General features: G+C 37.2%; 26 protein-coding genes. 8 read left to right on the forward strand and 18 right to left on the reverse strand.

All coding sequences use genetic code 11. From position 1 onward, the window contains the following. Positions 1-200: 200 nt before the first annotated feature. The 4 genes from fbp to AWW78_RS04165 form a co-directional block, all read right to left on the reverse strand. A complete protein-coding gene (gene fbp, locus AWW78_RS04150; protein WP_047134283.1) occupies positions 201-1,208 on the reverse strand; it encodes a class 1 fructose-bisphosphatase in 1,008 nt (335 codons plus the stop codon). 61 nt (positions 1,209-1,269) lie between these two features. Continuing rightward, positions 1,270-3,096, reverse strand: a complete 1,827-nt coding sequence (locus AWW78_RS04155; RefSeq protein WP_047134284.1) for an ABC transporter ATP-binding protein — start codon at positions 3,094-3,096, stop codon at positions 1,270-1,272. A 21-nt stretch (positions 3,097-3,117) separates the two neighbouring features. Continuing rightward, the gene (locus tag AWW78_RS04160; RefSeq protein WP_047134285.1) at positions 3,118-4,863 is read right to left on the reverse strand and encodes an ABC transporter ATP-binding protein; all 1,746 of its coding nucleotides are present in this window, start codon (positions 4,861-4,863) and stop codon (positions 3,118-3,120) included. 67 nt (positions 4,864-4,930) lie between these two features. Further along, positions 4,931-5,161: a CDGSH iron-sulfur domain-containing protein gene (locus AWW78_RS04165; RefSeq protein ID WP_047134286.1), complete on the reverse strand. Its 231-nt coding sequence runs from the start codon at positions 5,159-5,161 to the stop codon at positions 4,931-4,933. A 140-nt stretch (positions 5,162-5,301) separates the two neighbouring features. Between AWW78_RS04165 and AWW78_RS04170 the strand changes: the two genes are divergently transcribed. Genes AWW78_RS04170 through AWW78_RS04205 form a run of 8 tightly spaced genes read left to right on the forward strand, consistent with a single transcriptional unit; the run spans position 5,302 to position 11,449 of the window. Continuing rightward, on the forward strand, positions 5,302-5,901 hold the full coding sequence (locus AWW78_RS04170) for a YqaA family protein (protein ID WP_047134287.1): 600 nt from the start codon (positions 5,302-5,304) through the stop codon (positions 5,899-5,901). A gap of 1 nt (position 5,902) precedes the next feature. After that, positions 5,903-6,637, forward strand: coding sequence for a pseudouridine synthase (locus AWW78_RS04175; protein ID WP_047134288.1), 735 nt, complete (start codon positions 5,903-5,905; stop codon positions 6,635-6,637). Continuing rightward, positions 6,634-7,257, forward strand: a complete 624-nt coding sequence (udk, locus tag AWW78_RS04180) for a uridine kinase (protein WP_047134289.1) — start codon at positions 6,634-6,636, stop codon at positions 7,255-7,257. The genes AWW78_RS04175 and udk overlap by 4 nt, the downstream gene beginning before the upstream one ends. Continuing rightward, positions 7,254-7,760: a thioredoxin family protein gene (locus AWW78_RS04185; RefSeq protein ID WP_075426090.1), complete on the forward strand. Its 507-nt coding sequence runs from the start codon at positions 7,254-7,256 to the stop codon at positions 7,758-7,760. The genes udk and AWW78_RS04185 overlap by 4 nt, the downstream gene beginning before the upstream one ends. Next, entirely contained in the window at positions 7,757-9,169 is a 1,413-nt protein-coding gene (locus tag AWW78_RS04190) for a Na+/H+ antiporter NhaC family protein (protein ID WP_047134290.1), read from the forward strand. The genes AWW78_RS04185 and AWW78_RS04190 overlap by 4 nt, the downstream gene beginning before the upstream one ends. A 13-nt stretch (positions 9,170-9,182) precedes the next feature. Continuing rightward, a complete protein-coding gene (locus AWW78_RS04195; RefSeq protein WP_047134291.1) occupies positions 9,183-9,929 on the forward strand; it encodes a ZIP family metal transporter in 747 nt (248 codons plus the stop codon). Positions 9,930-9,931: 2 nt separating this feature from the next. After that, a complete protein-coding gene (locus tag AWW78_RS04200) occupies positions 9,932-10,534 on the forward strand; it encodes an RNA polymerase sigma factor (RefSeq protein ID WP_047134292.1) in 603 nt (200 codons plus the stop codon). Between the two features lie 60 nt (positions 10,535-10,594). Beyond that, entirely contained in the window at positions 10,595-11,449 is an 855-nt protein-coding gene (locus AWW78_RS04205) for a LiaF domain-containing protein (RefSeq protein WP_047134293.1), read from the forward strand. Positions 11,450-11,591: 142 nt separating this feature from the next. Here AWW78_RS04205 and AWW78_RS04210 read toward each other — a convergent pair whose 3' ends face one another. From AWW78_RS04210 to AWW78_RS04275, 14 genes are all read right to left on the reverse strand, one after another. After that, the gene (locus AWW78_RS04210; protein ID WP_047134294.1) at positions 11,592-11,951 is read right to left on the reverse strand and encodes a flavodoxin family protein; all 360 of its coding nucleotides are present in this window, start codon (positions 11,949-11,951) and stop codon (positions 11,592-11,594) included. Between the two features lie 2 nt (positions 11,952-11,953). After that, on the reverse strand, positions 11,954-13,315 hold the full coding sequence (gene mgtE, locus AWW78_RS04215; RefSeq protein ID WP_047134314.1) for a magnesium transporter: 1,362 nt from the start codon (positions 13,313-13,315) through the stop codon (positions 11,954-11,956). A 14-nt stretch (positions 13,316-13,329) separates the two neighbouring features. Then, positions 13,330-14,151, reverse strand: coding sequence for a menaquinone biosynthetic enzyme MqnA/MqnD family protein (locus AWW78_RS04220; RefSeq protein ID WP_047134295.1), 822 nt, complete (start codon positions 14,149-14,151; stop codon positions 13,330-13,332). Between the two features lie 21 nt (positions 14,152-14,172). Then, on the reverse strand, positions 14,173-15,264 hold the full coding sequence (locus AWW78_RS04225) for a tetratricopeptide repeat protein (RefSeq protein WP_047134296.1): 1,092 nt from the start codon (positions 15,262-15,264) through the stop codon (positions 14,173-14,175). 1 nt (position 15,265) lies between these two features. Beyond that, positions 15,266-16,135 carry an MBL fold metallo-hydrolase gene (locus tag AWW78_RS04230; RefSeq protein ID WP_047134297.1) on the reverse strand — a complete coding sequence of 290 codons (870 nt, stop codon included), beginning with the start codon at positions 16,133-16,135 and terminating at the stop codon, positions 15,266-15,268. 3 nt (positions 16,136-16,138) lie between these two features. Then, a complete protein-coding gene (gene mqnE / locus AWW78_RS04235) occupies positions 16,139-17,251 on the reverse strand; it encodes an aminofutalosine synthase MqnE (RefSeq protein WP_082349244.1) in 1,113 nt (370 codons plus the stop codon). A 124-nt stretch (positions 17,252-17,375) separates the two neighbouring features. After that, a complete protein-coding gene (gene rplS, locus AWW78_RS04240) occupies positions 17,376-17,717 on the reverse strand; it encodes a 50S ribosomal protein L19 (protein WP_047134298.1) in 342 nt (113 codons plus the stop codon). Next, positions 17,710-18,411: a tRNA (guanosine(37)-N1)-methyltransferase TrmD gene (trmD, locus tag AWW78_RS04245; RefSeq protein ID WP_047134299.1), complete on the reverse strand. Its 702-nt coding sequence runs from the start codon at positions 18,409-18,411 to the stop codon at positions 17,710-17,712. Before trmD ends, rplS begins: the two co-directional genes overlap by 8 nt. A 14-nt stretch (positions 18,412-18,425) precedes the next feature. Then, complete coding sequence (gene rimM, locus AWW78_RS04250) at positions 18,426-18,935, reverse strand: ribosome maturation factor RimM (protein WP_047134300.1); 510 nt, start codon at positions 18,933-18,935, stop codon at positions 18,426-18,428. A gap of 16 nt (positions 18,936-18,951) precedes the next feature. Continuing rightward, positions 18,952-19,356 carry a hypothetical protein gene (locus tag AWW78_RS04255; RefSeq protein ID WP_075426091.1) on the reverse strand — a complete coding sequence of 135 codons (405 nt, stop codon included), beginning with the start codon at positions 19,354-19,356 and terminating at the stop codon, positions 18,952-18,954. Between the two features lie 59 nt (positions 19,357-19,415). Beyond that, on the reverse strand, positions 19,416-19,646 hold the full coding sequence (locus AWW78_RS04260) for a KH domain-containing protein (protein ID WP_047134302.1): 231 nt from the start codon (positions 19,644-19,646) through the stop codon (positions 19,416-19,418). A gap of 57 nt (positions 19,647-19,703) precedes the next feature. Continuing rightward, positions 19,704-20,132, reverse strand: a complete 429-nt coding sequence (gene rpsP / locus AWW78_RS04265) for a 30S ribosomal protein S16 (protein WP_047134303.1) — start codon at positions 20,130-20,132, stop codon at positions 19,704-19,706. 32 nt (positions 20,133-20,164) lie between these two features. Then, entirely contained in the window at positions 20,165-21,481 is a 1,317-nt protein-coding gene (gene ffh, locus AWW78_RS04270) for a signal recognition particle protein (RefSeq protein ID WP_047134316.1), read from the reverse strand. Between the two features lie 95 nt (positions 21,482-21,576). Then, positions 21,577-22,752, reverse strand: coding sequence for an MFS transporter (locus AWW78_RS04275; RefSeq protein WP_047134304.1), 1,176 nt, complete (start codon positions 22,750-22,752; stop codon positions 21,577-21,579). Positions 22,753-22,845 lie beyond the last annotated feature (93 nt).

The following is a 22,845-nucleotide window of genomic DNA, read 5'->3' on the forward strand; positions in this document are numbered from 1 at the left end:
GAAGAAAAAAATTTGAACCTGCCTGAAGATCTTTGCAACGAAATTGAAAAAATTAAAAAAACCGCTGGTTTGACAACAGAAGAAAAGATAAAACTGTGGAATGATATAGTTGAGTTTATATCAAAATGGATCGAAATGAATACATAACATCACGAAGGGGGATAAATACTTAAAAGGGGGCTTGAAAAGCCCCCACCAATTTAATCTTCCGCTTTACCTTGTAAAAACTTCTCCGCAAGTTTCACATCTTCCTCACTTCCAATGAAGAGTGGAGTCCTCTGATGCAAACTTGTTGGTTTTATGTCAAGTATGTTTTGAAAACCATTGCTCGCTCTCCCACCCGCCTTTTCAACCACATAAGCTAATGGCGCTGCTTCATAAATTAACCTCAATTTTCCCTCTGGATTTTTTGTATCCCCAGGATACATAAAAATTCCCCCATACAAAAGCGTCCGATGGAAATCCGCAACAAGAGTTCCAACATACCTTAATTTGTAAGGTCTACCTGTTGCTTTGTCCTCAGCCTTGAGATAATTGATAAACCTTTTCATGTTTTCATCCCATCTTTCATAATAGCCTTCGTTCACACTATAAATGTCGCCCTTCTTTGGAATTCTGATATTTTCGTGAGATAACAAAAACTCACCTATGCTCGGATCAAGTGTGAACCCGTGAACACCATTGCCCGTCGTATAGACAAAAATTGTGCTTGAGCCATAGACAACATAACCAGCTGCGACGAGATTTCTACCGGGCTGTAGCACGTCCTCCTCAGTTCCCTTGCCTGAAGGAGTCACGCGGCGAAAGATTCCAAATATAGAACCAATCGAAACATTAACATCGATATTCGAGCTTCCATCAAGGGGATCAAAAACAAGAACATACTTACCTTTTGCAAGCTCTTCAGGAATTTCAATTAAACCCTTGCTTTCCTCGCTCGCCATAACACAAAGATGTCCCCCTTTTTGCATAACATTGATAAAGATTTCATTCGCAAACTCATCGAGCTTTTGAACGACATCACCCGAAATGTTAACTTTACCTGTTGAACCGATGATATCCACAAGTCCTGCTTTGGAAACCTCACGCCAAACGATTTTCGCCGCAAGGGCAATATCAGTTAAAAGTTTTGAAAATTCACCAGTTGCCCCGGGAATTTCATGCTCCCTTTCAATTATGAATCGCTCAATTGTGATGATGCGCTGCATGGCTAAGACCTCCTTGATTTTTACTTTTTAATTTTAAAAAGGTCATCTTCTTAAGATGACCTCACTTCACCGTCCCCGATACATTGGCAAGTTTTGATTTCTTCTCTCTATACTGCAACTGATAAAGACGATAATAAATCCCCTTTAATTCCATCAGTTCATCATGTGTCCCGATTTCGCGAACTTCACCCTTATGAAGAACAATTATTTTATCAGAATTTTGAATGGTTGATAACCTATGAGCAATGATTATCGCAGTTCGATTTTCAAGAAGTTTAACGATCGCATTTTGGATAACCCTTTCAGTTTCAACATCAACACTTGATGTTGCTTCATCAAGAATAAGGATTTTAGGATCATAAACCAAAGCTCGAACAAATGAAATAAGTTGTTTTTCTCCAACTGATAAATTCGCCCCTCTTTCCTGTACGACTTCAAAATAACCGTTCGGTAATCTTTCAATGAATTTGTCAGCACCAATCAATCGAGCTGACTCAATAACTTTTTCCATTCTGATTCTTTCATTCCCAAGCGTTATATTTGTAAAGATATCACCTGAAAAAAGCAAAACATCTTGCAAAACCACCGCAATGTGCTTTCTTAGTTCCCTTTCATCAATGTCTTTTATATCTATCCCATCAATTAAAATCTGCCCTTTTTGAGTCGTGTAAAACTTACATATCAAATTTATAATTGTGCTTTTCCCTGAGCCAGTTGCCCCAACTATAGCTACCTTTTCTCCAGCATTAATTTTGAAGGAAACATTTTTCAAAATCCAATCATCATTGTAAATTTCCTCGCCATCGTCTCTATATGCAAACCACACATTTTTAAATTCAATTTCACCACGAAGCTTCTCGAGTTTTACAGGATTTTCTGGCTGTTTTATAAAAACTTTGGTGTCAAGAAGTTTAAAAATTCTTTCAGCCGAAGCCATCGCTGTTTGAAAGATATTGTACTTCTCAGACAAATCTCTCACAGGTCTGAAAAACATCTCCGTATATTGAAGGAATGAAATCAAAACACCTATCGTTACGGTCCCCTTTATAACCTCTCCACCACCATACCAGATTATAAGCCCAATTCCAATTGCACTGATCAGTTCAACCGCTGGGAAAAAAACTGCATAATAAAAAATTGACTTTATATTGGCATCTCTATACTTCGCATTTATCTGGTCAAATTTCTTAAATTCTTCCTCCCCACGGTGAAAAACTTGAATCACACTTATACCAGAAAAATGTTCCTGCAAGAAGGCATTTATCTTTGCAATTAATGTTCTCACCTCCCTATATGCTTCCCTCGCTTTTTTCCTGAACAAAAAAGTCGCATAAAAAAGCAACGGCAAAACGCTCAAGGTGACAAGTGAAAGTTCAAAACTTAACTTGAACATGAAATATAAAATTCCCAAAATTGTAAATATATCCCCGAAGACGAGAACTATCCCCGATGAATACATCTCGTTCAAAGATTCAACATCATTTGTAACTCTTGTCACAAGCCGACCTGTTGGATTTTTATCAAAAAATCTCAAAGCAAGACGCTGTAAATGATTGAAAATCTCCATTCTCAAATCAAAAATTGTCCTTTGCCCAATCCACCCAGTTGTATAACTCAAAAGATATTGCAAAACTCCCTGCAAAAACAGAACCCCAAAAAGGAGTAATGTTAATTTTGTAAGTCCAGAATAGTTTGATTTTAAAATGTAATCATCTATCGCAAACTTTGTTATGTAAGGTCGCAATGGATTTAAAACCGCAAGTATCAACACAAGCAAAATTGAAATTAAAACCTGTCTCCAATATGGTTTTACATACTTTAAAAGCCGTTTCATCAATCTTGAATCATAAGCTTTCCCCAGTATTTCATCATCTCTGAAATCACGCATAAATTAACAGTAGAATTTGTTTCACATTCTTTCAAGTTCTTCTTCGAGAATTTGCTTCTGGTAAAGATCTGCGTAAATCCCACCGAGTTCAAGAAGTTCATCATGAGTTCCTTGCTCAACAATTTCACCATCATCAAGCACGATGATAAAGTCTGCATCCTTAACAGCGGTTATTCTGTGACTTATAATTATCGTCGTTCTTCCCGCTCTAAATTCTTTTAAACTTTTCAAAATCATTTCTTCAGTATAAGCATCAACCGAAGATAGCGAGTCATCGAGTATTAAAATTTTCGGTTTCTTTATTAAAGCCCGAGCGAGCCCAACCCTTTGCCTCTGCCCACCTGACAATGTTATGCCTCTTTCTCCGACAATTGTATCAAATCCATTGGGAAATTCAATCACTTCATCATAAATATGAGCAATTTTTGCAACATTAAAAACCTCCTCATCACTTACGCCATCTACACCAAATGTTATATTATTCTTCACCGAGTCAGAAAATAAAAAAACCTCCTGCTGGACATAACCAATGCTTTCCCTTAAAACCTTAAGTGGAATTTTCTTAACATTAATTCCATCTATCAAAACCTCTCCCTTATCGGGATCAAATAATCTCGGGATCAAATTCACAAGAGTCGTTTTCCCGCTCCCTGTATATCCAACTATCCCAACCGTTTGCCCTTGCTTGATCTCAAGGTTTATGCCCTTTAAAACATAACTTTCTGAATCTGGATATTTAAACCATACATTTTTGAATTTGATTTCACCGCTTATTTCCTTAATTGAAAAATCAGTTTCGTTTGTGTCTTTTATCTGTGGCTCAACCTTGAAAACCTCAAGCAACCTATCCATAGAAGCCGAAGCCCTCTGCGTCAAATTAACAATCCAGCCAAATGCAATCATGGGCCAAATTAAATAACCAAGATAGATCAAAAACGATGTTATCTGTCCAAGCGTCATCGCACCCTTAATAACCTGATAACCACCATACCATACAACAAGTATGATTGAAATTCCAGTTATCAAAATCATCAACGGATAAGTTAAAGATTGAACCTTGATAAGCTTTATGTTTTTCAACATGTAGTCAAAATTCAACTTCCTGAATTTTTCAACTTCGTAATCCTCTCTAACATAAGATTTTATAACCCTTATCCCCGCAATGTTCTCTTGCGCCACTGTCGTAATAGTTCCAAAATGCTCCTGTATATCCTCATATTTCTCATGAACAATTTTTCCAACTTTATAAACAAGATAAGAAATCAACGGAAGTGGCGTCAAAGTTAAAAGCGTAAGCTTAAGATTCATTGAAAACATGATGCCAAGTATCACGACAAATTCTATCACTGTTTCAACTGAGTACATTATCCCAGGTCCTAAGAAGTTTCGCACAGCAGGTATATCATTTGTAGCGTAAGCCATTATATCGCCAACCTTTTTATCTCTGAAATAGAGATAATGCAAACTCTGAACATGACGATAAAAATCGTTCCGTAAGTCGTATTCAATTTTTCTGGAAGCAACAATTATAGTCTGCCGTGTAAAGAAAGAAGCAATCCCACTTAATAAAGTGGAACCAATCACAAGCGAAGCAAACCAAAGGAGTTTCTCCCCAGTTATCCCGAACTTTAAACTATCAACTGCCCGACCAATTAAAATTGGAATTATAACATAAAAAGCCTCGCTTATAAGAACGAACAAAATTCCAATAAAGATTAACTTTCTATATTTTAAAATGTAAGGCTTGAGTTCAAATAATGATCGCATAAAGTTTAGAAAATTTATTAAAACCTCAATTCAAATTTCACCTTGCACTGAGCTAATGTGAAAGAGGCTATATCTTCTTTGAAGCTTCGACTATCTTTATATTTGCGCCCTTTGCAGAGAAACCAATTTTCCTATGAGTTCCATCGCAGAAGGGTTTATTCTCAGAGCCACCGCATCGGCAAAGCGCAATCGTTTTTTTCTCTATAAGTTCCTTTCCAGTATCCCTTTCAACTTCAAAGCTTCCACTTTCTATTTCAATCAAATAGGGTCCGTTTTCACTTGCTTTTATTTTAGCCATAGCGATCTAACTTTTTGATAAACTTAACAAAACAAGCTAATTTTTGCAAATTCCCAAACTATTGCAATTTTTTATTAACTTGAATTTCAGCTTTAACATTTTTAATTTGTTTCAAATTATAAAAAATCAAATGTTTATTGATGAGAAAAATCTCAAAGATTTTGTTTGAATTAAAAAGCTGGGTTGAGAACTTTGTCCAAAAGCCCTATGCTGGACTTGCACTGTTCATAATTGCTTTCACAGAGTCTTCCTTTTTCCCCATACCGCCAGATGTTCTATTGATTGCAATAGCACTTTTAAAACCAAATCTTTCCCTAAGATATGCTTTGATATGTTCCATCGGCTCTGTTCTTGGGGGAATGTTTGGATATTTGATAGGATTTCAATTTTATGAGCTTATTGGCAAAAAGATAATCGAATTTTATCATCTTCAAAATGAATATGACGCAGTGAAAACGATGTACGATAAAAATGCCTTTGTTGCGATTGCGATCGCTGGTTTTACGCCAATACCATACAAAGTCTTCACAATTGCAGCGGGTGCTTTCCAAGTTAATTTTTCTACTCTCGTACTCGCATCAGCTCTAAGTAGACCAGCAAGATTCTTTCTTGTCAGTGGAATGATCTATTTATTTGGTCCAAGGGTGAAGAAATTTATCGATAAATATTTTGACTGGCTTACAATTGCGTTCGTGGTTTTATTGATACTTGGTTTTGTTCTAATCAAGTATCTAAGATAACATGAAAAAAGGAGTATCGCTTGAAAGGGCGCTTTCAAAACTTGGGTACATGTCAAGAAGCATTGCGAGAAAAATTATAATCCAAGGGAAGGTGAGCGTTAACTCAAAAATTATAACAGATCCATCTTTCAGGGTTGACCTAAAAAGAGATAAAATCGCTATAGATGGAGAAACACTAAAACAAAAAGAAAAAATTTACATCGTTTTAAACAAACCAAAAGGAGTGATAACAACAAGAAAAGATGAACTCAATAGAAAAACGGCTTACGATATCCTTAAGTTGAACACATGGGTCGCACCTGTTGGAAGACTCGATAAAGACACAAGTGGTCTCTTGATTTTGACAAACGATAATAAATTTGCGGATTTTATCACAAACCCTGAATCAAAAGTTCCAAAGACATACATCGTAAAACTTAACAAAAAGATAACCCCAGAGGATTTGATAAAACTTCAACTTGGAATGGAAATTGAGGTAGATAATCAAATTTATAAAACGATGCCTGCAAAAGTGAGGCTTATCAAAACAAATCCCAAAACTTGCTGGGTAGAAATTGAAATAGTCGAAGGTAAAAATAGACAAATTCGAAGGATGTTCGAAAAACTTGGCTATAAAGTTGAAAACTTGGTGAGAGTAAAAATTGGGAACTTCGAAGATAAAAACTTAAAGCCAGGGGAGTGGAGATTTTTAAGCAAAGAAGAATTAAAACAAATAGCCCCAGGATACTTCAAATGAAGCCCCTTGTAATTGGCATAGCTGGAGGAACTGGGTCTGGGAAAACGACGGTTGCGAAAAAAATCGCTAAAAAAATTGGCGATGACAAGGTTATCATACTCGAACATGACAGCTACTACAAAGATATTTCACAATTTTTGGGGAAAAGAATTGAAGAAATTAACTTTGACCATCCAGATGCACTTGACACAAAACTTTTGATCGAGCATGTAAAAAAACTGAAAAATTATCAACCAATTGATGCGCCCATCTATGATTTCACAACATACAAGCGCCTTGAACAGGTAAGACGTATCGAGCCAAAGGATGTAATAATCGTTGAAGGAATACTTGTTTTTGTTGAAAAAGAATTGCGTGAATTAATGGATATAAAAATCTTCGTGGATACTGACGCTGATGAAAGAGTACTAAGGAGAATAAAAAGAGATGTGATCGAAAGAGGAAGAACCCTTGAATCGGTGATAAATCAATATATTTCAACCGTTAAACCTTCACATCTTGAGTTCGTTGAACCAAGCAAAAGATGGGCGGATGTGATCATACCCAGAGGCGGAGAAAATGAAGTTGCAATTGAAATGGTCGTCTCAAGAATAAAAACAATGCTGGAGGATAAAAAATGAAAAGAACTCTCATCTTCATAATCGCATCTCTAATAATTTTACATTCATGTGCGACCAAGAGATACTCAGTAATACAACGAAATGAGACCAAGATAATTATCGGCGAATTTCCAGTTGAACTGCTTAACTCCGAAAGCTTCAAATGGTATGGAGATGGCTACTCAAAATATGCAGTCGAAGACACGGAAAGCTTTAGCGTAATAAAATCAAAAGCAAATAAATTTGATGTATTGGTTTTCATCGGGACTTGGTGTTCAGACAGCAAAGCGCATTTTCCAAAGTTTATGAAAATAATGGATGAGGCGGGGGTTTCAAGAAAACATATAAAAGTCATCGGGCTTGATAGGGATAAAAAGCTTGAAGGTTTAACAGATAAATATGGCATAAGCAGAGTTCCAACATTTATCTTTTTCGAAAATGGTAAAGAGATCGGAAGAATAGTTGAACATCCACAAGAAACGCTCATCAAACATATCGCAAAAATTTTAAGTCAGGCGAAATGAACACATGGCTTTCAATTCTCCCACCGCTTTCAGCGATAATTTTAGCCCTGATAACGAAGCAGGTTTATATTTCATTGTTTATCGGGATATGGCTTGGATGGACAATTCTTTCCAACTTTAACCCACTTTTAGGACTTGTTAACTCCATCGATGCGATAATAAATGTCTTTAAAGAGCCAAGCAACACAAGGGTTATAATTTTCAGCGCACTTGTTGGGGCTTTGATCGCATTAACACAACGGTCGGGTGGAGTTCAAGGATTTGTGAATTTGATTTCAAATCGTGGCTTTATAAACTCACGCAGGAAAGCACAACTTTTCGCATGGGCTATTGGAATGAGTATATTTGTTGAATCAAGTATAACTTGTCTCGTCACTGGGACAGTTTCAAGACCTATTTTCGATCGGCTCAAAATTTCAAGGGAAAAACTTGCTTACATTTGTGATTCAACTTCTGCGCCTGTCTGTATTATGATACCTTTAAATGCGTGGGGTGCTTATGTGATTGGACTGTTAACTCAACTTGGCGTTAAAAATGAAATTCAAATTTTCATATATGCTTTGCCGTTTAACTTCTATGCGATCTTCGCAATTCTTCTTGTTTTGCTTGTTGCGTTAACTGGTTCTGACTTTGGACCAATGAAAAAAGCAGAAATTAGAGCAATCCGTGAAGGAAAGCTCATTGCGGACGACGCTATGCCACTTATAGCAGATGAAGTGCTAAACATCCCACCAAAACCAGGAACAAATCCCAAAGCTAGAAATATGCTCATCCCAATTTTGACGATGATTTTAATGATGCCGATTGGACTTTACATAACTGGGAACGGTAATCTTGTAAACGGCTCTGGTTCAACATCGGTGCTTTGGGCTGTGATGGCATCAATTTTTGTTGCGGGGATTCTTTATAAAGTTCAAAAAATTCTCTCCATTCGAGAAACGATCGAGCTTACACTCAAAGGCATGGGCGGACTTATCCCTCTTGCGATTCTTATGACGTTCGCATTTGCAATTGGGGCAGTGTGTAAAGAACTAAAAACGGGTGAATATATAGCTCAAATCGCAAGCAAATTTATAAATCCAGCACTTTTGCCAAGTATAGTTTTCGTGACTTCAGCTTTCATTTCATTTTCAACAGGAACGAGTTGGGGAACTTTTGCCATAATGATGCCAATAGCTGTTCCAACTGCAATGGCACTTGACTCAAACTTACCTATCGTTGTAGCAAGTGTCTTAAGCGGTGGTGTTTTTGGAGACCACTGTTCCCCGATTTCAGATACAACGATAGTTTCTTCAATGGCATCAGCTTGCGATCACCTTGATCATGTTGAGACGCAACTTCCCTACGGCATCACTGCTGGCGTACTTGCGTTGATATTCTTTGTGGTTTTCGGCTTTATTTTAAACTAAAAAATTTGAAAAAATGACAATTTTAATTTTAATACTTGGGTTAACGGCAACAATTGCTGAAATCATCGGAGCTTTAATCATAATTCTCACAAAAAAATGGCCTCAAAAATTTCAAGATTACACACTTGCCATCGGCGCTGGTTTCATAATTGCACTTGTTCTAACAAATCTTATCCCAGAGTCGGTAAAGTCAATTGGTGAAGCAGGTGCAATCTTAATTATGCTCGGCTATGCAACACTTCACCTTTTTGAACATACACTTGTCCCACATTTACACTTTGGTGAAGAAACACACGCCGAACATTTGGTCTCAACAACGGCAAGTTATTCAATTTTCTTTGGTCTTTTCGTCCATGCTTTTTTTGATGGGATGGCTATCGCAATAGGCTTAAAATATAACTACACAATCGGGCTTCTGCTTTTTATGGGTATTTTCTTACACAAGTTTCCAGAAGGAATGACAGTAGCATCAGTCCTTTCAGCCTCAGGTAAAAAAGTTATCACATCACTTATCCTTACTTCACTTGTGGGTCTTGCTACATTTGCTGGGGTTCTAAGCGCCTTAATAGCACCGCTAATCAGTCCGAAACTTACAGGCTATCTCTTCGCATTCATATCTGGAGTTGGTCTTTATGTTGGCACAACTGATTTGGTTCCTGAAATTAACAATTCAAAAACAAAGCTTGCTCCAATTGTCGTTTTTATCGGAATGTTGCTTTTTTACATAGCATCTGATTTCTTACACAAAACAATTCATTGAAAATGAAAGGAAGCAAAAAAGACTATAAAAAATTGACCGACACAGAGCTTGTTAAACTTGCCATCAAAAAAGATGAACTTGCTTATGTTGAATTGATGAATAGATATAAACGAAAAGTTGAGTCAATCGTCCTTCGAATTGTAAGACAAAAGAGTGAAGTCGATGATTTAGTTCAAGAAATTTTCACGAAAGCTTTTATCTCAATATCAAAATTCAAATCTGAGTTCTCATTCTCAACATGGCTTTACAAAATTGCAACAAATCACTGCATAGATTTCGTTCGACGTAAGAAATTATCAACCTACTCACTTGACGAAGAATATGAACTTGAAGAGGATTCAATCCAGCGCGATATCCCCGACTGGAGCAAACTTCCAGACCATGAACTCTTTCAGAAACAAAGAAACGAAATTATCCACGAAGCAATTAATTCTCTCCCAGAGCATTATCGAAAAGTTATCATAATGCGACATTTCGAGGACAAGTCTTATGAAGAAATTGCCAAGGAATTGAAACTGCCGATCGGAACGGTTAAGGTCCATATTTTTAGGGCGAGAGAATTACTTTACAAAAAGTTGAAGGATAAGCTGTTAAAGCAATATTGAAACTGAAGTTTAAATTTTTCGTAAAATTAATCATAGGTCTAAAAATAAAAATGCGCCAAGTTGAAAATCCACGAATTTAAAATAATTTTGATAGCAATTTTACTTTTTCAGATAGCAAATTCTCAAGAAGAACCGTTTTATAAGCCAAGGTTTCACAAGGAGATACCGAGAAAAAATGAAAAAGAGTTAAAGATAAAAATCTCTGGGGGTGCGGGTGTTTTTTATATCTTGCCCGGAAGTAATGATAAGATAGTGGTGATAGATGGCTACAGTCGAATTCCTGAAAAAAGTTTGGTCGATATCAAGTATTCCGTTGACGAGGATATTGGATATCTTGATTTTGAGTTAACTTCTGGAACTTCCATAAAACGTACAGATGATGCAAAATGGTACATAAAACTTTGCAAGGATATACCAACAACGCTTGATATTGAGCTGGGGGCAAGCAAGGCGGACATTGAACTTGGCGGATTGAGTTTAAAAAATCTGAAAATTTCAACAGGAGTTAGTAGCACTAATCTTAAATTCACAAGCCCAAACAAAATAACCATGCGAAAATTTGAGATTGAGGCGGGGGTCGCTAAATTTGACGGTGAAAAACTTGGCAATGCGAGATTTAAAAATCTTAAAGTTTCTGGTGGAATGGGTTCTTTTGACATTGATCTATCGGGAGAACTTCTTGACGACGCCGATGTAAATTTTGAAATTGGATTTGGAAACCTTGATGTTTATCTGCCAAAAGATGTCGGCGCAATCATAACTCCATCCTCAAGTTTCTTCACATCTAAAAAGTTCGACAACTTCTACAAAAGGGGTGATAAATTCATAAGTTTCAACTATGATGATGCGCAAAAAAAAATTAACATCTTCATTGAATCAGGACTTGGAAATATTAGGGTGAGATGGACTGAGTGAAAGTAAGATCTCAGAACAAAATTTATTTATTCCCTCAATTGCTTTCCCATCTTTAATTTCACTCCGTTTAAACTTACTTGCTATAGGGACATTAAACCCGCACTCTTCTAAATTCTTCTTCAACTTTTGAATATAACTATCTTCACCAAAACCACCATATGTTATAAACAAAAAAATTCTCAATGAAGACTTGGCTTTTAATCTTTCGCTTTTTAAAAAAACGAATAAAATAAGTTACAGGTGGACAACTCAATGACCACTTCGGCGAGCCAAGTATAATGGCATCATAATTCCCCAGATTCAGTAGCTTCAAATTTTTTACAGGGAAGGGCAAACCTGGAATAAATGAAAGAAAAAGCCACGGTAGATATTTAAGCTTAAGGATTGGCTCAATTTTAAAGATATCACAATTGATTCCACTTTCCTGAAGACATTTTAAAATAAGCTTCGAAACCTTTTCGGTGTTGCCAGTAAATGAAAAATAGGCAAGTAGAATCTTCACATTTAGCTCAAAAGCTTTAATAACAATGTTGCAAATGTCAAATAAGTTGCAGAGCTTAAAATATCTGTTCCAGTTGTAACAAGTGGACCTACTGCGGTTGCAGGATCTCTCTTCAATTTTATTAAAACGAACGGTTCTATCGTCCCCATAACAGAAGAAAAAGTCATCGACGCAAGACATCCAACAAAAGCACTCATAGGCAAAACAAATGAATATTTAAGCCCATACACTAAAAGTGTTATAAGCGCAAGAACCAAACCGTAAACAAATCCCATAATAGATCCCGCCAATGTTTCCTTCACCAGGACTCTTTTCAAGTCGCCCATTTTTATACTCCCTGTAGCAAGACCACGAACACAAATAGTGGAAGCTTGCGTTCCCACATTCCCTCCCATAGCTGCGATAAGCGGCATATAAGAAGCTAAAGCAATAACCTGTTGCAGCGTCGGTTCAAAATGTTTAACAATGAATGAAACAAATATCTCTCCAATATAAGTTAAAATCAACCATGGCATTCTTAACCTCGCAGATTTCAAAGGTGAAAGCAATGTCTCTATATCTTCAAGTTGAGTTCCAACCATCTTCGCAATATCTTCGGATGCCTCTTCGTGGATGACATCAATTATATCATCAATCGTGATTATACCAAGAAGTTTGCGGTATTCATCAACAACCGGGATAACGGTTAAATTGTATTTTTTCATAATTGATGCGACCTCTTCTTGATCAGCGTTAACTTCGACGCTTATCACCTTTTCATCCATTATGTCGCTTATTCGCTTTTTCGGATCAGATAAAATCAAATCTTTTAACTGGACGACACCAACAAGAACCCCCTTCTCACTTGTGACATAAATTGAATAAATTGTCTCTTTATCTGGAGCTGTCATCCTTAAAAACTCGATTGCCTCACCAACTGACATGCTTTCCATAACAGAAGCAAACTCAGTCGTCATCAAACCACCGGCGGTCTCGGAAGGATAAGATGTTAAAATTTCAACTTCACGCCTGGCTTCCTCCGTCATCAACGCTCCATATTCCTGCGTCTTATCCACGCTTAGTTCCTCAAATAAATCCGCCCTCTCATCCGGCGACATTTCGTTCAAAAGGAAAGATCTATCCTCGACGGGAAGATTTTCAAGTATCAAGATCTGATCATTTTCATCAAGCTCATCAAAAACTTCAATAGCTTTTTCCCTTCTAACAAGTTTAAAAAGTTTTATTTTCTCATCTTCCGGTAATTCAGAAATTATCTCAGCAATGTCAGCCGGATGCAAATCATCAAGAATATCAATCAGTTCCTCATTTCTTTCCGCTTGAATTAATTCTCTTATGTCCGGTAGTAAAATGAGCATAGTTTTCATATCAGCACCCCATTTCACTTTTTCAAAACTTCATTTTCAAACTCATAAAACTTTATCTCAGGAATGAACTCAATTATCCCATAGTAAAATGCATAGGTAAAAAATTCCTTCATTCCATTTATTTCAGCTTCTCCGAGATCATAGTGTAAATTTTGTGTCAAGTAAGCTTTACAGAATTCAAAATCAACCCCATATCTTTCACTTGCCTCATCTGAAATCACATCAATGTTTTGGATTCCATATTTTTTCGCATTTATTAAGCTCATCACATCTTCCTGGCTTAAACTTTCCCTTCTTCCAACCCAAAGGGCATAAACAAAAGGCAAACCAGTCAAATCATCCCATTCATCACCAAGGTCAATATAAGACTCATAACCACTCTCCTCAAAAAGTGCATGATCCCCAATCAAAAGCGCTGCATCTGCCTTTGAAAGCATTACCGCAAGGTCTGGATTCATAGCAATAAACTTTGGGTTTACACTATACTTTTCCGACAATATAATTCTCGCAAGTATCACAGATGTCATCGAACTTATATCCGTAGCAACTGTTTTTATATCCTTCAGATCCTTCCTGAAATAAAGACGAATGCTATTTACCGCACCATGCGACGCAATACAAATACTAGGGACGATACGGTACTTAACTGAATATTTCGCATAATGAATTGATGGGACAAGTCCAGCGTTTATTTCTTTGTTCAAAAGTTTTATTGCAATTTGAGAAGGGATATCATAGACTAGCTCAAAATTATGTGGGATTTTATTTTTCTCAATCGCATAAATTAATGGCTTAGCATTTAAAAAATCGAAGACACCAAGTTTCGCTCTTGGCATTCATAAAACCAAGTTTAGTTTTTACGGCAAGTTTAATGGAATTTTGACATCTATTCTCTCAAGAAACTTTGAACCAAGCTTTTTATATTCATCGTAAAGCGGATCGATCTTCTCACCTTTGATCATTTTCTCCATAAGAACGATATGAAGCCGTTCAAAATTATAGCCATATTTTTTTGAAATTGCAAGAAGTGACTTGAACTTTCGTTCGTTAATTTTTTCACCACGAATAAATTCCACTTCAATTTTCCCAAGTTCTGTATAAATCAAGCCTCGCTTGTCTCCTGTTTCTGTAAAAATTTTTTCAGCCCTTAAAAACTTTTCCACTGCTTTATCAGTATCACCAACCACCTTCGCGAGCGTTCCCTCACCCCAAAGTGTGTAAGCATAGCTTATTTTATCCCCGATATCTTCATAATTTTTCGTCGCAAGAGCAAAATATCTTTCTGCTTTTTCAAAATTTTCCATCATTCGATTTGCGTTCGCGATGCCACAATAAGAGTAAGCAATTCCAAATTTATCTTTTATTTTCTTGAAAACATCGTTGGCTTCCGTGTAAAATTCAAGCGATTTTTCAAAATTGCCCATTATTCTCGATACACCCCCAAGTCCACAGAGAGAATATCCAATCCCAGCTTTATCCCCAAGTTTTTTGTAAAGTGTGAGTGACTTTTTAAAAGATTCAAAAGCATGCTTAAGTGAGCCCATAAATCTCAAAGTTCCACCCCTCGCCCATAAAACATATGCTTGCCCTTCCAAGTCATCGATTTTTTTATAAATTTCCTGAGCAATATCAAAAACTTCAATAGCCTTACGCAATTCTCCTATGGCTCTCAAAGCAGTTCCAAGCCCAGCATATGCATCAGCTACAGCTCTTTCATCAATTTTTCTTGCAATCTTCAAAGCGAGACGATAATAATTTGTTGCCTTCTTGAACTCGCCCGCTAACCTTGCACAGTGCCCCTCGTTTAAACGGAGATAGAAAAGCCATTCTTTATCAAAAGAATCCACAGGTAATTCTTTGTCAACTTTTTCATAAATCGAAAGTGCCTTCGCAAACTTACTTTCATTCTGTAATTTTTCAGCTTTTTTAATCTTATCAATAATTTTCATCTCAAACCTTTCCCATCCTTTTTATAAGCTCTTCAAGTTCCTTCTTCATGATGTAGATTGGCAATTTAACTCTTTGCCCATGTCCTGGAAGAACCCATTCAAAATCAAAATCAAGCAATTTCTTCATTGATTCAATTTGTTCATCCCACGAATACCAGCAAACATCTCTTCCAGCGTCCAGACATTTTTCTTCCCTATCCCACCACAGATGATCGCCTGTGAACAAAAACTTATTTTTATAAAGCAAAACACAATGACCTGGCGTATGCCCTGGCGTTGGAATTATTATAAAATCGGGTTCTATTTCAATGCTCTCATTTCCATCAATTATGATTTGTGCATTTCTCATTGCGGTGCTATCCCGCCTATGAATTATCATCTTAGCCCCAAAGTAAAGTGCAAACTTCTCAGCATCAGCTACATCATCTCGATGCGAAAGGAAAATATAACTTATTCCTCCCATCGCCTCAAACTTCTTCACAAGATGTGAAGTGAACCTTGGTGAGTCAATTAACCAGTTTCCATTTTGATTTTTTATAAAATAACTATTTGCCCCAAATGATTTTTCAGAATTAAAACCACAATAGAAAACATCATCTTCAATTAAAAGTGGGAAATCGCTCATAACTTTTGAAATTATAGATTTATCAGCCTTCATACCAATTGCCCCGACAGGACAAGAAATTAACGCTTGAATTGCCTTCCTTCTTTGTTCATCACTCTTAGGTTGAGAATACACATACGAATATCCGCCATAATCAGCGAAAATTTCTGGCGCTATCTGTCTGCAAGCATCACAATCTATACAAGTTGAATCAACGAAAAATTCACCCTTTACATTTACCGAAAGAGATTTATTTAAACTAGCCATGACTTAATACTCTGCAATGACATTGTAATAAGCGTCCCTTTCAATAGGCGTTCTTCCCGCATCTTTGATAAGTTTAATGAGTTGATTTTTCGAGAGATATTGTGCGGTATCAGCACCAGCCATATGGTAAATCCTTTCTTCTCGAACTGTTCCATCAAGATCATCAACTCCGAAGTTTTGCGAAATTTGTGCTACTTTTACACCTGTCGAAACCCAAAAGCACTTTATATGTGGGAAATTATCAAGCATCAACCTGGCGACAGCAAAGCTTTTTAAATTCTGCAAACCCGTCACCCAATCACCAGCATATTTATTATTCTTGGGATGATATGGCAAAGGAATAAAAGTTAAAAAACCACCAGTTTCATCTTGTAATTCTCGAAGTTTTATTAAATGTTCAACCCTCTCTTCAACTGTTTCCATATGACCATAAAGCATCGTTGCATTAGTTCTTATCCCAAGTTTATGCGCAGTTCTATGCACCTCAAGCCACTCCTTTGCACCAATTTTATCGGGGAATAATTTTTGTCTAACTCTTTCACTAAAAACTTCAGCACCACCGCCTGGCATCGTATCAAGTCCTGCCTCTTTAAGTTCTGAAAGAACTTCCTCATATGTTTTTCCAAACATCCTCGCGAAGTAGTCTATCTCAACCGCAGTAAAAGCTTTTATGTTGATCTTTGGATTTATATCCTTTATGCCTCGCATCATATCAAGGTAATATTCCCACGGTAACCTCGGATCGAGCGCCCCAACTATATGAACCTCAACAATTTCATCCTTCAAAGGTCGAATCTTCTCAAAAATTTGCTCAAGTGAAAATCTATACGCTCCTTCTTGACCTTCTTTCCTGTAAAACGAGCAGAATTTACAATCGAGCTCACAGATATTTGAATAATTTATGATGTGATTTTTCACGAAATAAGTTTTATCGCCGTTTAACCTTTCGCGAACTATATTTGCAAGAAAACCAAGCACAAGGATATCGTTCGTGCCGTAAAGCTTAACCCCATCTTCAAATGTTAACCTCTCACCCTCAACGACCTTTTCAAAAATATGCATTAACCCCGCTTTTTGGATATATCTTTCCTGAACTGGTGAAATTTCTATCTCCATTTTGCAAGCGTTCTTTTATTTTTGTTAAAAATTTTCCAAAAAACCAACTATTACTTCAAAAGTTGGCTCCTCCTATTTAAGCCCATTAATAAAAAAGAGACACGCATAAGCGTGTCTCTAAAATTTACTCTGAAGTTTTCTGCCTTACTTGTCTGGCGCTCATTTCGCGCAGGTAATAAAGCTTCGCCCTCCTAACAGCGCCACGCTTCTTTACCTCAATTTTTGCAATTGAAGGGGAATGAAGCGGAAAGATTCTCTCAACGCCAACACCATCGCTTACCTTTCGAACTGTAAATGTTTCATTTAAACCACTACCTCTCCTTGAAATAACAATGCCCTCAAATTCTTGAATTCTTTCCTTATCACCTTCAACAACACGAACGTGAACGGAAACGGTGTCCCCAGGCCTGAAATCTGGTATATCCGTCCTGAGATATTTTGATTCGACAAGTTTTACCTTATCCATTTTTATCGTCTCCCATTATTTTGTTTAATAAATCACGCCTTCTTTTTATCGTCTTTTCAAGTGCTTTTTCATACCTCCACTTTCTTATCAACTCATGATTTCCAGAGAGCAAAACCTCTGGAACTTTCATTCCTCTATATTCAGCGGGTCTCGTATAATGCGGATGATCAAGAAGACCCGATTGAAAAGAATCTGTCATAGCTGATTCAATATCATTTAAAACACCTGGAATTAGCCTAATGGTTGCGTCAATAACAACAAGAGCCGGAAGCTCACCACCGGTCAGAACATAATCACCAATAGAAATTTCTTTCGTCACAAGCGCCTCCCTAACTCTTTCATCAACTCCTTTATAATGACCACAAAGTAAAATTACATTATTAAGCTTTGCAAGCTCATTAGCCATTTTTTGATTGAAAAGCTCACCATCCGGCGTCAAAAAAATCACTTCATCATACTCCCTTTCACTTTTCAATTTTTCAATGCACTCAAAAATTGGTTCGGGTCTCAAAATCATTCCAGCTCCACCACCATATGGGTGATCATCAATCTGTCTATACCTCCCAATTCCATAATCGTGTAAATCATGAACATATATTTCAACTATTCCTTTCTCCCGAGCTCTTTTAATTATGCTTGAATTCAAAGGACTTTCAAATATTTGCGGAACAGCTGTTACTATATCAATTCGCATCTTTTACCACCTCCTTAATCAATCAAGCCTTCCATCAGCTCAATTATAACCATCTTATTCTCAAGATCAACTTTTTTAACGACATCACTTATTGCCGGAATTAAAATTTCCTTACCTTTCGATTCCACAACATAAACATCATTCGCAGGTAGAAGCCACACATCCGTTATCACACCTATTTTGTTCCCATTCACATCACAAACCTTTAAACCGATCAAATCATGCACATAATAAGAATCCTCGGGCAAAGGAACAAGTTCCTCCTCAGGTATATAGATAAATTTTCCAGAGAACGATTCAGCTGCAGTTCTATCGTTTACATTTCTAAATTGCAAAATAACATCGTCATCACGTAAGAATGAGCTTACAACATAGTGTTCCTCAACTTCAATTGGGTTATCACCAATGTAAACACGCTTTAGTTTTTTAAATCTCTCAACAAAGTCAGTTATCGGCTTCACACAAACTTTCCCTTTAAGACCATAAGGTCCTAAAATTTTACCAATTATGCACAAATCTCCCATAAAACCTACAAGCTCTCTACTTAAATTTAAAAGTCGGCATCTTAAACTTTTCCTTTGGGGGATGCTTCCAGATTCGTATGAAATACTTAACCTTACCGCGAATCAAACCCGTATCATCAAATCCTTCAGTATATAATAACCCAAACTTCGGAAAATCATATCTTTTCCTAATTCCTTCTTCAATCACATCATCCATCACTTTCAAATTTTTCAACTTTTCCATCAACTCCTTCGATTTCTCAAACATTTCACAACTTTGTTTCTGTAACTTCAGCGCCTCGTTAAACAATTCTTGAACTTTTTCATAACTCAAAATCGAATCCGGAAGCATAGCCCAACATTTTGCCATATCCTCAGCTCTTAAACTCACAAAACTCCCTATACCGAAGAAACACAATAGAAGCGCAAATTTTTTAATCATTGTTTGCCTCACTCCGTCACTTAAAGTTTGAGTGAAGCAACCTCAGAATTAAAAATACCTCATTGCAAAATTTCCAGCACCGCTCTCTTACCCTCTTTAGCAGCAACCGCACTCAACAATACACGCATAGCGTTCGCCGTCCTCCCTTTCCTTCCAATTACCTTACCAACATCATCCCGTCCAACCTGCAATCTAAAAATCACACGATTCTCTCTGTCCTCCATCGTGATCTTGACATCTTCGGGTTTGTCAACCAGATGTTTTGCAATGAATTCAAGAAATTCACGCATTTTTCAGCCCTCCATAATGTTTCAGTTTATAACCCGGAGGGCGTCACCATCAAGAAATTAACCTTCCTGAGATGGCGCCTCTCCTTGCTCAGAACCACTCTCTTTTTTCTGCTTCTTCCTTAATCTGCTTCTTTCCTTCTTTTCCTTTTCTCGCTTTTCTCTGTTTACCTGAAGCTGAAGCCATTTCTCATACTCCGCCTGAATAAATGCCTCATCCTTACCTTGCTTCATCAAAGACCACTTTAACCATATTCCCTTTCTTCTCAAAAGAGCTTTAACCGTATCAGTTGGAATCGCACCTTTTTTAAGCCAATGTATCACCCTGTCCTCCTTAATCTCAATTTGCATCGGCTCCGGAAGTGGGTTATACCATCCAACTGATTCAATATATTTTCCATCTCTCGGCTCCCTTGAATCAGCAACAACAATTCTGTAAAAAGGTTGTTTCTTCTTCCCAAATCTTTGCAACCGAATCTTTACAGCCAAATCTCTTTCTCTCCTTTTGTTTTTAATTTCAATTAAAGTGGGAGTTTAAAACCCTTAAACCTTCCACGATTTAACTGCTTGATCAACTTCTGCATCTCCTCAAATTGCTTTAACAACATGTTCACATCTTGAACCGTGGTTCCACTTCCCATCGCAATTCTCCTCTTACGGCTCGCGTTAATTATTTGTGGCTTTCGCCTTTCCTCCGGAGTCATTGAGTTTATTATCGCCTCTAACTTAACAAGTTGTTTCTCATCTATATCAATATTCCTCAACGCACTTCCAATCCCTGGGATCATACTTAACAACTCCCTCAATGGTCCCATCTTTCTTATTTCTCTTATCTGATCCCTAAAATCTTCAAGCGTGAATTGATTCTTCTTGAGTTTTTCCTCGAGCTTCTTTGCTTTTTCCTCATCAACTTGCTTTTGAGCTTTTTCAACAAGGGTTACAATATCACCCATTCCCAAAATTCTCGAAGCCATACGATCGGGGTAAAACGGCTCAAGGGCATCAAGCTTCTCACCAATGCTTACAAATTTTATCGGCTTATTTACAACAGCCTTAATTGAAAGAGCAGCGCCACCACGAGCGTCTCCATCAAGCTTTGTCAAAACAACACCATCAAAATTCAACCTATCATTAAATTCCTTTGCAACATTAACTGCCTCCTGACCGGTCATTGAATCGACAACGAAAAGAATCTCGTGGGGCTTTACAGCTTCTTTTATCCTTTCGACTTCACGCATCATCTCTTCGTCTATATGCATCCTTCCAGCAGTATCAATTATAACAACATCCCTATAATTTTTCCTTGCGAAGTCAACAGAATTCACCGCAATTTGAACGGCGTCCACTCCTGAATCCATTGAAAACACAGGAACTTGAATCTGCTCGCCCAACTGTTTTAGTTGCTCAATCGCAGCTGGACGATATATATCGGCTGCAACTAAAAGTGGATGTCTACCTTTATGCTTTAAATGGTTCGCAAGCTTCGCACAAAAGGTTGTCTTACCAGAACCTTGAAGTCCAACTATCATTATCACAGTTGGCGGGTTTGGGGAAAATTTTATATCCGCACGAGTCGAGCCCATCAAGTTCACAAGTTCATCATAAATAATCTTTATCAACATTTGCCCCGGCGTAATGCTTCTCAACACCTCCTGTCCAAGCGCTTTTTGCTGAACCTTTTCAGTAAAATCTTTAACTACCTTGTAATTAACATCAGCTTCAAGCATCACACGCCTTACCTCACGCATCGTCTCAGCGATGTTAGACTCAGTAATCTTGGCTTGTCCACGAATTTTCTTAAAAAGCAGTTCGAATTTTTGGGTTATTTCCTCAAACACTTTTCTCAAATTTTATCTTTGAAATCGGAAAGAAAAACTTTCCTTTTTGCCTTGCAAATTTACAAAAAATCAATATCTTTTACAAAATGAGAAACTTAAAAAATTTTCCCTGCTCGCTTTAGCCAGACAAAACAAATTAACGATAAAGCTTGAAGCCCTACTGAAAAAACAATCAAATAAAAAATCGAAATCTCATACAATCGCCCAATTGCCAATCCCCCAACAAACCACGCAACCCCAAATAAACTATGAAATATCCCATAGGCTAAACCTCTTTTTTCCATCGGAACTATCACCGCTATAGCCGACTTCATAACCGTCTCATGAAATCCCATCACTATACCCCATAAAACCACCGAAATAACAACTGTTATCAAACTCTCCCAAACAAATGCAAAAATCGAAATCGGTATAACAAAAAAAGGAACAAGAAAAAGTATTCTAAGCCTAAATTTATCAAACAAGCTCCCAATTATAAGTCCAACTACCGCATCAACCGCCATAGCCACTGCAAATAAAGTTGAAATTACTTCATCAGACACAATTTGAATTTTTTTGAAGTGATAGGATATAATCTGAAAATGTGGATAGCCACACACTGTAAGCATAATGAATAAAAGATAGAGATAAAAAGTCTTGTCAAGCTTGTCGTTGCTCAAACTTGTGCTTCTGGTTTCAAGTGTTTTCGAATCCGGATAACTCGCCATTGTTATAAAAAGCATCAAAAGGGATAAAACAGCTGGAATCCCAAGGGATAGAAAAGCCAAAGAATAACTTTTACTTGAATAAATCACTCCAGCGACTAATAACGGTCCAACAATTGCACCAATCTGGTCAATTGCCTCATGTAATCCAAAACCTTTTCCATATCCAATGCTTGAAGAAGCATAAGAAAGAATTGTATCCCGCGCCGGGGTTCTTATAGCCTTGCCAAACCTTTCAGCAACAATTAGAACAGATGCAATTTCCCAACTTCCAGCGAAAGCAAGCAACGGCACTGCAATGAGATTGATAAAATATCCTACAATCGTTATCGCCCAATATCTCTTCGTTTTATCCGCAACATAACCAGAAATCAAACGAAATCCATAACCGATCAACTCTCCTAACCCGCTAACTAAACCAACTATCGTCGCACTAGCACCCAAGGTGAATAAAAAAGGACCGATAACTCCTCGGGCTCCTTCATAGGTTATGTCCGCGAACAAACTCACGAGCCCAAGAAATATAACAACTTTGAAAGCCTTCCTTACCTCAATTTTACTTTGCATGTTGCTAATTTCATTTAAATTTTTATTGCTATCCTAGAACCTTTTGATTTAAAATAAAACCCCCGCCTTTTAGCCGTTTAACAGCCAAAAGGC

This window comes from Candidatus Kryptonium thompsonii (assembly GCF_001535985.1).
Classification (GTDB): Bacteria; Bacteroidota; Ignavibacteria; order Kryptoniales; family Kryptoniaceae; genus Kryptonium; species Kryptonium thompsonii.

Excerpts from the sequence above, each read along its gene's own strand:
- AWW78_RS04185 (WP_075426090.1), top strand. The coding sequence starts at position 7,254 with ATGAAAAGAACTCTCATCTTCATAATCGCATCTCTAATAATTTTACAT.
- AWW78_RS04190 (WP_047134290.1), top strand. The coding sequence starts at position 7,757 with ATGAACACATGGCTTTCAATTCTCCCACCGCTTTCAGCGATAATTTTA.
- fbp (WP_047134283.1), bottom strand. The coding sequence starts at position 1,208 with ATGCAGCGCATCATCACAATTGAGCGATTCATAATTGAAAGGGAGCAT.
- AWW78_RS04220 (WP_047134295.1), bottom strand. The coding sequence starts at position 14,151 with ATGCCAAGAGCGAAACTTGGTGTCTTCGATTTTTTAAATGCTAAGCCA.
- AWW78_RS04195 (WP_047134291.1), top strand. The coding sequence starts at position 9,183 with ATGACAATTTTAATTTTAATACTTGGGTTAACGGCAACAATTGCTGAA.
- udk (WP_047134289.1), top strand. The coding sequence starts at position 6,634 with ATGAAGCCCCTTGTAATTGGCATAGCTGGAGGAACTGGGTCTGGGAAA.
- AWW78_RS04155 (WP_047134284.1), bottom strand. The coding sequence starts at position 3,096 with ATGCGTGATTTCAGAGATGATGAAATACTGGGGAAAGCTTATGATTCA.
- rimM (WP_047134300.1), bottom strand. The coding sequence starts at position 18,935 with ATGGGAGATTTGTGCATAATTGGTAAAATTTTAGGACCTTATGGTCTT.
- rplS (WP_047134298.1), bottom strand. The coding sequence starts at position 17,717 with ATGGATAAGGTAAAACTTGTCGAATCAAAATATCTCAGGACGGATATA.
- AWW78_RS04255 (WP_075426091.1), bottom strand. The coding sequence starts at position 19,356 with ATGATTAAAAAATTTGCGCTTCTATTGTGTTTCTTCGGTATAGGGAGT.
- AWW78_RS04275 (WP_047134304.1), bottom strand. The coding sequence starts at position 22,752 with ATGCAAAGTAAAATTGAGGTAAGGAAGGCTTTCAAAGTTGTTATATTT.
- AWW78_RS04260 (WP_047134302.1), bottom strand. The coding sequence starts at position 19,646 with ATGCGTGAATTTCTTGAATTCATTGCAAAACATCTGGTTGACAAACCC.
- mqnE (WP_082349244.1), bottom strand. The coding sequence starts at position 17,251 with ATGGAGATAGAAATTTCACCAGTTCAGGAAAGATATATCCAAAAAGCG.
- AWW78_RS04230 (WP_047134297.1), bottom strand. The coding sequence starts at position 16,135 with ATGGCTAGTTTAAATAAATCTCTTTCGGTAAATGTAAAGGGTGAATTT.
- AWW78_RS04225 (WP_047134296.1), bottom strand. The coding sequence starts at position 15,264 with ATGAAAATTATTGATAAGATTAAAAAAGCTGAAAAATTACAGAATGAA.
- AWW78_RS04165 (WP_047134286.1), bottom strand. The coding sequence starts at position 5,161 with ATGGCTAAAATAAAAGCAAGTGAAAACGGACCCTATTTGATTGAAATA.
- AWW78_RS04175 (WP_047134288.1), top strand. The coding sequence starts at position 5,903 with ATGAAAAAAGGAGTATCGCTTGAAAGGGCGCTTTCAAAACTTGGGTAC.
- AWW78_RS04170 (WP_047134287.1), top strand. The coding sequence starts at position 5,302 with ATGAGAAAAATCTCAAAGATTTTGTTTGAATTAAAAAGCTGGGTTGAG.
- trmD (WP_047134299.1), bottom strand. The coding sequence starts at position 18,411 with ATGCGAATTGATATAGTAACAGCTGTTCCGCAAATATTTGAAAGTCCT.
- mgtE (WP_047134314.1), bottom strand. The coding sequence starts at position 13,315 with ATGAAAACTATGCTCATTTTACTACCGGACATAAGAGAATTAATTCAA.
- AWW78_RS04160 (WP_047134285.1), bottom strand. The coding sequence starts at position 4,863 with ATGCGATCATTATTTGAACTCAAGCCTTACATTTTAAAATATAGAAAG.
- AWW78_RS04200 (WP_047134292.1), top strand. The coding sequence starts at position 9,932 with ATGAAAGGAAGCAAAAAAGACTATAAAAAATTGACCGACACAGAGCTT.